This window comes from Aeromonas sp. s12 (assembly GCF_040907925.1).
GTDB classification, from domain to species: domain Bacteria; phylum Pseudomonadota; class Gammaproteobacteria; order Enterobacterales; family Aeromonadaceae; genus Aeromonas; species Aeromonas veronii.
The window spans coordinates 1-10,834 of record NZ_JBFOCT010000032.1 but is presented as its reverse complement, the minus strand read 5'-3'; the positions used below and the strand labels follow the sequence as shown (position 1 = coordinate 10,834).

Genomic DNA, 10,834 nt, shown 5'->3' with positions numbered 1-10,834 from the left:
ACGTTGATAGGCGGGGTGTGTAAGTGCAGCGATGCATTGAGCTAACCCGTACTAATTACCCGTGAGGCTTAACCATACAACACCCAAGAAGTGTTCTAAGGCTTGTAGCAAATAGAACGAACTACTCAAATTCAGTGATAGTGACAAGCCAAGCGCAACATCACTACTCACGTCAGCTTTCTAGATGAAGAATTTGCCTGGCGGCCATAGCGCCGTGGAACCACCTGATCCCATGCCGAACTCAGAAGTGAAACGCGGTAGCGCCGATGGTAGTGTGGCATTCGCCATGCGAGAGTAGGACACTGCCAGGCACCCAATACAAGAAACCCCGCTCATCGAGCGGGGTTTTTTATTACCTGAAACTCAGAAGGTAGCCTGATTTTTGACCGGTCCTATCTCCTTTCCTCTGTTCTTATTGTTACTCGGCGCTGTTTTCTGGTTCTACAAATAGCCTGATGTTCTGCTTGGTACTCTTTCTTCACTGAACCGCTGTCGCTCTGTATGGCGGCTCTGGCGTAGTCATGACCCACGAATCCTATGCTCGCCTGTACGCTAGGATCTCTTGCTTGCGATCTTTCCTGGGCATCTGCGTCCTGTGTTAGCTGAAGTCTTTCTTTTTGAGCCCTCTGCTTGTCCATGATTTTGTTAGTCGCCCACTGACGTTATGCCAGAGAGTGTGTTGGCTGTGCTAACACGCAGGCGCAGTGGTTGCTGCTTTGGGTCCTTGTTGTTTGGGGTAATAAGGAAATGGGAAGGGATACGCGCAGGAACGCAGAGGTTAGATGTTGATAGGTGATCTTGTGGCAGCTGTTGAGCCCGCAGGTGAGAAGATCAAGAAAGGAGTTGAAGAAGACTAATGTGTTGAGATCTATGACGAGTGGCAAATTGCAGGCAAACAAAAAGCCCACGCAACATGGTTGCATGGGCTCGGTATGAATGGCGGAGGAGGTGGGATTTGAACCCACGGATGGTCGCCCATCGCCGGTTTTCAAGACCGGTGCATTCAGCCGCTCTGCCACCCCTCCGCAGCAGTGCGGCGAATATTACCATGCTGATCCGGCTTGTAAATCCCCGTCCGGTTCGATTGCTGGTTAATTGCGCGAAACGACATGAAAAAGTGGCAATCAGGGCGTCTCAAGCGCTTTTTTGGCCAGATAACTTGACTTGAAAACAGACTCAACCACTATAGTGGCCTCTATCATATCCTCTGCAAGATAACGTTATGACTATTAAAAATGCCCTGTTTTGCGCGCTGGCTGGCGTGACCCTGCTGGCGACGCCGGTACATGCAAGCGAGCTGACCAAAAGCGATGTCGAGCAAATCGTTCGCGACTATCTGGTCAAGAATCCCGAGATCCTGGTCGAGATGTCCAATGCCCTGCGTGCCAAGCAGGAGAGCCAGCAGGCCGAGAGTGACAAGGCGCTGATTAAGGCTCACTCCAAGCAGCTTTATGCCAATCAGGATCCCGAGATGGGGAATCCGAAGGCATCTCTGACCATTGTGGAGTTTTTCGATTACAACTGTGGTTACTGCAAGCGGGCCCATCCGCTGGTCAAGCAGCTGATGGCGGAAGACAAAGACATCCGTTACATCTACAAGCAGTTCCCCATTCTGAGCGAGTCCTCCTACTTCGCAGCCCGTGCTGCGTTGGCGGTCCAGCTGGGTCAGCCTGACAAGTACCAGGCGTTCCACGAGAAGCTCTATACCCATCAGGGCCCGCTCGCTGATGAAGCACAGGTCAAGCAGTTGGCAGTGGCGGCCGGTGTTGACTGGAGCAAGGTGGAAGCCAAGATCAAAGATGGCAGCATTGACCAGAACCTCGGTACCAACCGTGCGTTGGCTGAAGCGCTCGGTATCTCCGGTACCCCGGCCTTCATCATCGGTGATCAGATCCTGCGCGGTGCCCCCCGTGATCTGGCCAGCCTGAAGGGGTTTATCAAGGACGTGCGTGCCGGCAAGAGCATTCAATAAGCAGTTGTCATGGTCGAGGGCCCAGCGCCCCGGCCAGATACAGAAAGAGGGTCGGTATCACTACCGGCCCTCTTTTTTATTATGTCCTTTGGCACAAGTGGTCGTCGCGAAAGGACCATAACAACGTGCTCAGGACCCGGCCTGTTGGCCTCAGTAACAAGTATTAGCAGAGTCGTTCGGAGTCCATTGATAAATATTTCGCCTCGCAGAGGTGTGTCGTGAGTATTGCTTAATTCCGGTCAAGATTTTTTCTGCTGCTTGCCTTAGAATCGCCGCCCGTTGCAGGAGAAACCCCTATGTTAGTTGATATTTTACGGCTGGTTTTTATAGCTGGAGGCCTCGTATTCATCTTTATGCTGGTGCAAGCCTGCTGGCGGAAGAAGCAGAGTGGATCCTTTGAGGCGACACCCTTCTGGCCGGTGGCGTTGATCGGTGGGGTTGCCAACTTTCTCGATACCCTGGGGGTGGGCAGCTTTGCGGTAAAGACCGCCTGCTACAAGCAGTTCAAGCTGATCGATGATCGGGTGCTGCCGGGGACCCTAAATGGGCAGTGTGTGCTGCCGACCGTGACTCAGTCGCTGATCTTCGTCGGCGCAGTCGCAGTGGAGCCGCTGACGCTGATCAGCATGATGATGGCCGCCGCAGCGGGCGCAGCTTGGGGCGCTCGTCATGTGGCCTCGTTTGATCGGCAGACCATCCGGTTGGTGATGGCTATCTCCTTACTGGTCGTTGCAGGGCTTATCTTTGCCGGTCTGCTGGGGCTTTTCCCTGTAGGCGGCGATGCGATGGGGCTCAGCGGCTACAAGCTGGCGATCGCTCTGCTTGGCAATTTCATCTTCGGGGTATTGATGAATGTCGGTATCGGCCTGTTTGCCCCCTGCATGACGCTGGTTTATCTGCTGGGGATGAACCCGCTGGCGGCGTTTCCCATCATGATGGGCTCCACCGCCGTGCTTAGCGTCTTCTCCGCAGGCACCTTTATCCGCAAAGGGGCGTTTGATGCCAAGGCTGTGCTGGCAGTGGCCATCTTCGGCCCCATCGGTGTGGTGCTGGCAGCCATGCTGGTCAAATCCATGGATATGGAGATGCTGAAGTGGCTGGTTGCCTTTATCGTCATCTATACCTCCTGGACCATGTACGCCTCCTGGCGGGCGACGCGTCGCTCCCCTGTGCAACTGGCGGTGGAGAGCGCAGGCTAGCCTGTACCAGTGCCGCTTCGGCCTTGGCCCCCAGAAAGACATAGAGGCCAAGCGCCAGCAGCAAACCCACCGCGCACCCCATCACTCCGACCGCAGGCCAGAGCAGCTCGCTCTGGCCGAGCGAGCCTTTGAACAGCAGCAACAGTCCCTCGATGGAGACCGCGATCAGGATGGCGGCGATAAAGCGGGTGATGGTGCGGCGAATGGCGCTGTGGCGGAAGATATCCTTATGCAGCAGTACTTCCTCTTCCAGAATGGTCTTGCCCAGATCGAACACCGCCAGTGCCAGCGTCAGGAAGATGATGGCGCTAAAGGCGCCGAGCTGGTTCTGCTGCTCGCCGCACAATAGCTGGTAGAGCTGTTCCAGCCCGTGCCAGATCAGGGTGGCGACGATCAAAAACAGCGCCATGCTGAGCACCACATAGACCGCCTTGAACCAGGGCATGGCGCGGCGGCGCTCCCTGTCTCCCATCAACCAGCCAATCAGCTGATGCAGACAGACGGTGATCTCCCGCCCTTGCCCCTGCACGATAAGGTGCAACCGGTTATGGGCGGCCGGTGCCGCAGGCTGGATGCACATCGGCCCCTGATAGTGGTCAATGCTGACCACAAAGGGATACCCCTTGAGCGAGACAAGGGGGGCGCTGAGCAGCCCCTGCAGTAGCGGGGTCAACTCCTCCTGATACTCCTGATAGCGCCGCAGCACATCGATGGGGCTCATCTCTGCCATATGGACCTCGGTGACGTGGGCTCTTGTGGTGAATGTGCAAATAGTGGGCCTGCTTTATGACAGGGATGGCGGGGCAAGTTGCACCAGAGGATGACAAATTGGTGAGTGACGAAGAGGGGATGCACCAGAAATGGGCGTATCGAAGATCTGTGTGGTGATGAAGGCACTGCAATAGAAAAGGGCCCGTGACGGGCCCTTCTGCGACAACCTGCGGCGATTTAGCCAGCCAGCTTGGCGAAGCTGCGCTCGGCGGCAGCCAAGGTATGTTCAATCTCCTTGTCACCGTGAGCCAGCGACAGGAAGCCCGCCTCATAGGCACTCGGTGCCAGGTAGACGCCCTCTTCCAGCATCAGGTGATAGAAGCGCTTGAAGCGTTCCATATCGCAGCGAGTGACCTGCTCGTAGCGGGTGATTTCAGTCTCGTCGGTGAAGAAGAAGCCGAACATGCCGCCCACATAGTTGATGGCGAGCGGGATACCGTGTTTGGCTGCGGCCGCTTTCAGCCCTTCTGCAACCCGCGCTGTCTTGGCGCTCAGCTGCTCATAGAGACCCGGCTCCAGCAGCAGATCCAGCATGGTCAGACCGGCCGCCATGGCTACCGGGTTGCCGGAGAGAGTACCCGCCTGATAGACAGGGCCAGTCGGGGCGATGTGCTGCATCACCTTCTTCTTGCCGCCGAAGGCACCTACCGGCATGCCGGCACCGATGATCTTGCCGAGGGTGGTGAGATCCGGGTCGATGTTGTAGTGGCCCTGGGCACCGCGCAGGGAGACGCGGAAGCCGGTCATCACCTCGTCCAGGATCAGCAGGGCGCCGAACTCGTCACAGATGGCGCGCAGCCCTTCCAGGAAGCCGGGGACCGGCGGGATGCAGTTCATGTTGCCTGCGACCGGCTCGACGATGATACAGGCGATCTCGCCGCCGTACTGGGTGAAGGCTTCACGCACCGAATCCAGATCGTTGAAGACGCAGGTCAGGGTGTGCTTGGCGAAATCGGCCGGAACGCCCGGGCTGTTGGGCTGACCCAGGGTCAGGGCGCCGGAGCCTGCCTTGACCAGCAGGGAGTCGGCGTGGCCGTGGTAGCAGCCCTCGAATTTGACGATCTTGTCGCGGCCGGTGTAGCCGCGGGCCAGCCGGATGGCGCTCATGGTGGCTTCGGTGCCGGAGTTCACCATTCGCACCTGCTCCATGGAGGGGACGATTTGGCGCACTTTCTCGGCCATCAGCACTTCGATCTCGGTCGGCGCACCGTAGCTCAGCCCTTTCTCAACGGCCTTGATGACGGCGGCCTTGATGGCCGGGTGGTTGTGACCCAGCAGCATGGGGCCCCAGGAGCCGATGTAATCCACGTAGGCCTGACCATCCACATCATAGAGATAGGCGCCATCGGCGTGATCGATGAAGCGGGGCGTGCCGCCGACCCCATTGAAGGCGCGGACCGGTGAGTTGACGCCACCCGGAATGGTCTGGCGGGCCTGTTCAAACAGCTGATCTGATTTTGACATGGATCATCCTTAATGGGATTTTGGTCGTCACACAAGGGATTGCAGCCGATTGAGACTCGGCAGGCCGGAGCATCAGGAGTATGCTTTGCGCTCTCGCCACCCGGACTCTCGGTCTGCTCCCGTGACAAAAATTTAACGGGCCGACTATAGCAGAAAGCCCCAGCCCTGGGCAGCCGAGCAACGCGCCGGGTGATCCTGATCTCAGCTAGCTGACGATATGGTTTTTCCAAGTTGGTGTAACAAGATGGCGCAACAAGCTCTCTCCTCTGAAGCCGATACCTCTGCGCGGGGGCCGCTTTCCCGCATTATCCGGCAAGACAAGATGCCCTTGCTGGTGCTGCTGCTAGCGGCGCTGGTCGGCACCCTGGCCGGACTGGTGTGCGGCCTGTTCGAATCAGGAGTCCACTGGCTGGCAGAACAACGTATCGCCTTGCTGGCAGACCGTCCCTGGTGGCAGCTCGGTCTGCTTGGCTTTGGCTTCAGCGCCTTGCTGGGATTTGTCGGCTACTTCCTCACTCATACCTTTGCCCCGGAAGCGGGCGGCTCCGGCATTCCCGAGATCGAGGGGGCGATGGACGAGCTGCGCCCGGTGCGGTGGTGGCGAGTGTTGCCGGTCAAGTTCTTCGGCGGCATCTGTACCCTGAGCTCCGGTATGGTGCTGGGGCGGGAGGGGCCTTCGGTACAGATCGGCGGCAACCTCGGCAAGATGGTGGCGGATATCTTCCTGTTGCCCAAGGAGCATGGTCACGCCCTGTTGGCCGCCGGTGCGGCGGGCGGTCTGGCGGCAGCCTTCAATGCGCCGCTGGCAGGTATCCTGTTCGTGATGGAGGAGATGCGACCGCAGTTTCGCTACTCCTTTCTGGCCATCAAGGCGGTGGGGATCTCCGCCATCATGGCGACCTTGATGTTGCAGAACATGAAAGGGCAGGGGGCGGTGATCACCTTGCCTCACTACGATGCGCCAGCCCTCAAGGCGCTCTGGCTGTTCCTTTTTATGGGAGCCACCTTCGGGGTGCTCGGTTTTGTCTTCAACAAGTTGGTGCTGGCCTGTCAGGATGGCTATCTGGCGTTGCACCAGAACAAGCGCCACCGTTTTGTGGCCATCGGCATGCTGGTCGCCGGAACGTTTGGCGTGCTGTCGCTGTTTGCTCCCGCGGTGACGGGGGGCGGCACCGAGCTTATTCCCCATCTGATGGGGGATGAGTATGCGATGGCGACCCTGTTCCTCATCTTTTCGGTGCGGCTGGTCGCGACCCTCATCTGCTTCTGCTCCGGTGCCCCGGGCGGGGTGTTTGCGCCGACCCTGGCATTGGGCACCCTGTTTGGCGTGGTGTTCGGCCATCTGTTTCATGCGGCGTTTCCGGAGCTTGGCATCGAGCCCGGCGCCTTTGCCATCGCCGGAATGGGGGCGCTGTTTGCTGCCACCGTGCGTGCCCCTATCACCGGTATCGTGCTGGTCACCGAGATGACCGACAACTATCAGCTGATCCTGCCGATGATGATTACCACGGTCGGGGCGACTCTGGTTGCCCAGTGGCTGGGTGGCCGGCCCATCTATTCCCAGATCCTGGAGCGAACTTTACGGCTCGCTGCGCGTCAAAAGCGAGGTGATGGCAGCGCCACGGCCAGTTAATTTTTCCCTTTATCGCCTTTGGCCCCGGTCAGGGCGGTATAGTGAAGGGAGAGGCGCTGCCGTAAATGGCGTAATAACGGGATGAGGGGCTATGTCCAATCTATTGAAGTTATTGGTCGTGTTAGCCGTTGGCGGGCTCATCGGTTACTTTGTCGGGAACCGTCAGGAGCTGGCCCAGAGCAGTCTGTTGGTGGTACAGCAGGAGACGCTGGATCGTCAGGGCAAGGCCATCGGCCAGCTCAAGACCGAATTGGGGGTGAAAGATACCCAGCTGGCGACCCAGAAAGCGGCCTTTGAGCAGTTGCAGACCACCCTGAAGAGTCAGGAGGCGCAGGTGCAGGAGCTCAAGCGCCAGCTGGCCTTTTTCGAGCGGATCATGCGCCCCACCGGCGAACAGGTGGGGGTGGTGATCGACAACCTGACTCTGCAGGAGACCAGCATTCCCGGTCGTTACCACTACCGTCTCGCCCTGACCCAGCCCGCCAAGAAGCGGGAGCTGTTTCGTGGTCAGGTGCAGATCCGGGTCGAGGGGAGCCTGGCTGACAAGCCGAAGACGCTGACCGGTCGCGATCTCGGAATGAAGGTGAGCGAGTGGCGTTATGCCCTGCGTTATTTCCAGTTGCTGGAAGGGAATTGGCAGTTGCCGGAAGGCTTTGTGCCGGATCGGATCCGTGTCACCATCAACAAGGATGGCAGGCAACCGGCGCAAGAGCTGCTGGTTGAGTGGGGCGAGGTGATCAAGCCGCTGGTCGCCGCACCGCCTGCTCCGGTTCCCGCGGCCGGTTAAACGTGGTGAATACTTGAACTGAATGGTCGGGTATTGGATAATTTCGCGGTTTCCATGTTTGTGGATCTAATGGTTGTGAGGTCAGTAATGAGTGCAGTAGCAGAAGCCCCGCTGCCCATCCAGATGACGGATGCGGCGGCCAACAAGGTGAAGAACCTGATCACCGAGGAAGAGAATCCCGAGCTGAAGCTGCGGGTATACATCACGGGTGGGGGCTGCTCCGGTTTCCAGTATGGCTTTACCTTTGATGAGAAGATCAACGACGGGGACACCGTAGTCGAGAAGAATGGCGTCACCATGGTGATCGATCCCATGAGCCTGCAGTATCTGGTAGGCGGCAGTGTGGATTACACCGAGGGTCTGGAAGGTTCACGCTTCACCGTGACCAACCCCAATGCCACCACGACCTGTGGCTGTGGCTCCAGCTTCTCCATCTGATCGGCGTATCGGTCTGATGAAACGGCTCTCGGTAACGAGGGCTGTTTTTGTTTGTGGTGCTCAGTGTGCTCCATCAAACAGCATTTCTCTGAAACAACAAAGGCGCCTCGATGGCGCCTTTTTTGTTTGCAGAATGGCTTAGCGGGAGCTTGCCGCCGCGACCAGCGGGATCCGGTTCACTGCCTTGCCCATGTAGGCGAGGGTGATGGTCACAATGATGCAGGTGAAGCTCAGCCACATGTAAGGCAGGTAGTCGAGGGTTGCCACCCCCAGCACCCCGGCCATGAAGATGCCGTTGTCGCTCCAGGGCACCATGCCGCAGGTGAGGGTGCCGCCAAACTCGGCGTTGCGAGAGAGGTTCTTGCGTGCCAGTCCCAGTCGGTCGTAGTTCTTGGCCATGATCTTGGGGGTCAGGATCAGCGACACATACATGGCCGATCCAAACACGTTGGCCAGAAACGCAGTGCCGATGGTGTGGCTGGTCAGGCTGCCGACGCTGTTGATGCGCTTCTCGAAGGCGCTGGCGATCACTTCCAGAATGCCGACCTTCTCCAGCAGGCCGCCAAACCCGAGACCGAAGATGATGACCGCGACCGAGCCCAGCATGGACTCCATGCCGCCGCGACCGAGAATGTTGTCGATAAAGTCGATGCCGGAGGTGATGGCAAACGGACTATAAGCCGAGTGCATCGCCTTGACCGGATCCATGCCCTGGAAGGCGATGGCCCAGATCAGGCCCAGCAGGGCGCCGAAGCTGATCACCGGGAAGGCGGGCTTGCGATTGGCCAACAGCCCCAGCACCAGCACCACCGGCACTATGGCCAGCGGGGTGATATTGAACTGGTTGTCGAGAGCCTCCATCACCAGATTGACCTGCTCCAGGCTGACATTACCCGAATACTGCATACCCACCACGGTGAACAGCACGGCGGTGATGACATAGGAGAGCAGGCTGATAGGCAGCATCCCCTTGATATGCTCCACCACGTCGACGTTGGACATGGTCGAAGCCAGCACTACTGAGTCGGAGAGCGGAGAGAGCTTGTCACCGAAGTAGACGCCGGAGAGCACGGCACCGGCTACCAGCGGCGCAGGCACGCCGAGACTGTGGCCGATCCCCATCATGGCGATACCGGCGGTGGCGGCAGAGCCCCAGGAGGTGCCGGTGGCCAGCGAGGTCAGGGAGCAGATGATCAGGGTTGCCAGCAGGAAGATGGACGGGTGGATCACCTTGAGGCCGAAGTAGATGATGCTGGGGACTATGCCGCCAGCAATCCAGGTGCCGACCAGAGCACCGACGGAGACCAGGATAAGGATGGCCCCCATCCCCTTGGCAACGCCGTCAACGGCAGCCTGCTCCAGGGATTTGTAATCGTGGCCGAGTTTGATGCCAAGCCCCATGATGACGAACCAGGCGATGAACAGCGCTAGCTGGATCGGCAGATCGAGCACGCTGGTGAACGAGAATGCCAGGGCCAGGAAAATGGCCAGACAGGCAAATACCTGTGCCATGCCCGGTAGTCGGATGTGGTTTTGTTGGTTTTGCATAGATACTTCCTAAACTCTTGCTCGCCAAGGTCACTCCCTCTCGTCCTGTGGATACATCGATCCCGAGGAGGCAACCCAAAAAGAGGCCGCAATCTACCACAAACCCGGCGGGTTAAAGCCCCATCAAATTGGCAAAAATGCACATTTGATTGAAAAAATCACAAATTAGTTGATCTCATAACCCGTTTTTGAGCGGCCTGTTGACATAAATGGTCACATACGAAGCTTGTCTGTGACGCCACTTGCATCCCCAGCAGATGAAGATGATAATTATTATCAATTGATGGGTAGGGAGAAAATAATGCGCTGGATATTGCGGGGGATGATGTTGCTGGTGGCGGTGGCCGTACTCGCATGGGGTCAGGATAAAGAGTACGGCACCTGGAGTGCCGGTTTTCTGCTGGCTGCCTGGGTGATGCTGGAGCCCGGATTGCGGCCCGCCTTGATCTTGCTGCCAGTGGCCGGGTTGACCGGTATCGTTACCCTGCTCTGGCAGCAGCCCTGGTTATGAGCTTTTGACGGGAGCCTGCTTGATCTTCTGCTGTGCCACCTTGAGCGATTCGACCACCAGCTTCTCCATTTCGGTGCGCTTGGCGTCGGTCAGGAAGTAGATCATGTCGACATTGTGGCGAATATAGTGGGCCGGAAGCTGGTTGAGGGTGAGGCAGCAGAGATCGGCCATCTGATCGCTGTTGAGCTTTTGCTGCAGCCCCTGTTTCTCAATCTCCTTGAGCACCAGATGTTCGTAAAAGTTGTGAATGTCGGTATCCAGTATCATATGCGTTCCTTGGCATGACGATGAGCGGTGAGTCGTCAAAAGCATAGCCATAACAAGGAGTAAAAACAAAAGGCCCATCACTTTCGTGATGGGCCTTTTGCGTAATGAATGGTGCGAAGAGAGGGACTCGAACCCTCACATCCGTGGGACACTAACACCTGAAGCTAGCGCGTCTACCAATTCCGCCACCTTCGCACACTGATTTTCTCCAGCTGGTTTTTAAATGCGGTTGGAGCGCATTGCT

The 10,834-nt window shown here is 57.9% G+C and carries 10 protein-coding genes, 2 tRNA genes and 2 rRNA genes; 8 read left to right on the top strand and 6 right to left on the bottom strand.

Features of this window, described 5'->3' with window-relative positions:
- A 23S ribosomal RNA gene (locus AB5Y67_RS16150) occupies positions 1 to 76 on the top strand; the annotation flags it as partial.
- Between the two features lie 120 nt (positions 77 to 196).
- Positions 197 to 311, top strand: a 5S ribosomal RNA gene (rrf, locus tag AB5Y67_RS16145).
- A gap of 626 nt (positions 312 to 937) precedes the next feature.
- Here the strand turns inward: rrf and AB5Y67_RS16140 are convergent.
- Positions 938 to 1,025: transfer RNA gene (locus AB5Y67_RS16140), tRNA-Ser, on the bottom strand.
- Positions 1,026 to 1,222: 197 nt separating this feature from the next.
- Between AB5Y67_RS16140 and AB5Y67_RS16135 the strand changes: the two genes are divergently transcribed.
- Positions 1,223 to 1,972, top strand: a complete 750-nt coding sequence (locus AB5Y67_RS16135) for a DsbA family protein (RefSeq protein WP_042084194.1) — start codon at positions 1,223 to 1,225, stop codon at positions 1,970 to 1,972.
- 296 nt (positions 1,973 to 2,268) lie between these two features.
- Positions 2,269 to 3,171 (top strand): sulfite exporter TauE/SafE family protein, encoded by a 903-nt coding sequence (locus AB5Y67_RS16130; protein ID WP_100654634.1) that lies wholly within the window; start codon positions 2,269 to 2,271, stop codon positions 3,169 to 3,171.
- Here the strand turns inward: AB5Y67_RS16130 and AB5Y67_RS16125 are convergent.
- Entirely contained in the window at positions 3,086 to 3,901 is an 816-nt protein-coding gene (locus AB5Y67_RS16125; protein WP_100654633.1) for a hypothetical protein, read from the bottom strand. The genes AB5Y67_RS16130 and AB5Y67_RS16125 overlap by 86 nt on opposite strands.
- Positions 3,902 to 4,119: 218 nt before the next feature.
- The gene (gene hemL / locus AB5Y67_RS16120; RefSeq protein ID WP_100654632.1) at positions 4,120 to 5,406 is read right to left on the bottom strand and encodes a glutamate-1-semialdehyde 2,1-aminomutase; all 1,287 of its coding nucleotides are present in this window, start codon (positions 5,404 to 5,406) and stop codon (positions 4,120 to 4,122) included.
- Between the two features lie 244 nt (positions 5,407 to 5,650).
- Here hemL and clcA point away from each other — a divergent pair, with 244 nt between their 5' ends.
- From clcA to erpA, 3 genes are all read left to right on the top strand, one after another.
- The gene (clcA, locus tag AB5Y67_RS16115) at positions 5,651 to 7,039 is read left to right on the top strand and encodes a H(+)/Cl(-) exchange transporter ClcA (protein WP_199428085.1); all 1,389 of its coding nucleotides are present in this window, start codon (positions 5,651 to 5,653) and stop codon (positions 7,037 to 7,039) included.
- Between the two features lie 91 nt (positions 7,040 to 7,130).
- Positions 7,131 to 7,826, top strand: coding sequence for a DUF6776 family protein (locus AB5Y67_RS16110; protein WP_005343032.1), 696 nt, complete (start codon positions 7,131 to 7,133; stop codon positions 7,824 to 7,826).
- Positions 7,827 to 7,913: 87 nt separating this feature from the next.
- Positions 7,914 to 8,264 carry an iron-sulfur cluster insertion protein ErpA gene (gene erpA, locus AB5Y67_RS16105; protein ID WP_005340225.1) on the top strand — a complete coding sequence of 117 codons (351 nt, stop codon included), beginning with the start codon at positions 7,914 to 7,916 and terminating at the stop codon, positions 8,262 to 8,264.
- A gap of 138 nt (positions 8,265 to 8,402) precedes the next feature.
- On the opposite strand, the gene nhaC is transcribed toward erpA, so the two are convergent.
- A complete protein-coding gene (gene nhaC / locus AB5Y67_RS16100) occupies positions 8,403 to 9,812 on the bottom strand; it encodes a Na+/H+ antiporter NhaC (protein WP_005357819.1) in 1,410 nt (469 codons plus the stop codon).
- A gap of 301 nt (positions 9,813 to 10,113) precedes the next feature.
- Between nhaC and AB5Y67_RS16095 the strand changes: the two genes are divergently transcribed.
- Positions 10,114 to 10,323, top strand: a complete 210-nt coding sequence (locus tag AB5Y67_RS16095; RefSeq protein ID WP_005357820.1) for a hypothetical protein — start codon at positions 10,114 to 10,116, stop codon at positions 10,321 to 10,323.
- Here AB5Y67_RS16095 and AB5Y67_RS16090 read toward each other — a convergent pair.
- Together AB5Y67_RS16090 and AB5Y67_RS16085 are read right to left on the bottom strand one after the other, a co-directional pair.
- On the bottom strand, positions 10,318 to 10,590 hold the full coding sequence (locus tag AB5Y67_RS16090; RefSeq protein ID WP_005343036.1) for a late competence development ComFB family protein: 273 nt from the start codon (positions 10,588 to 10,590) through the stop codon (positions 10,318 to 10,320). The genes AB5Y67_RS16095 and AB5Y67_RS16090 overlap by 6 nt on opposite strands.
- A 109-nt stretch (positions 10,591 to 10,699) precedes the next feature.
- Positions 10,700 to 10,785 (bottom strand) — tRNA-Leu (locus tag AB5Y67_RS16085).
- Positions 10,786 to 10,834 lie beyond the last annotated feature (49 nt).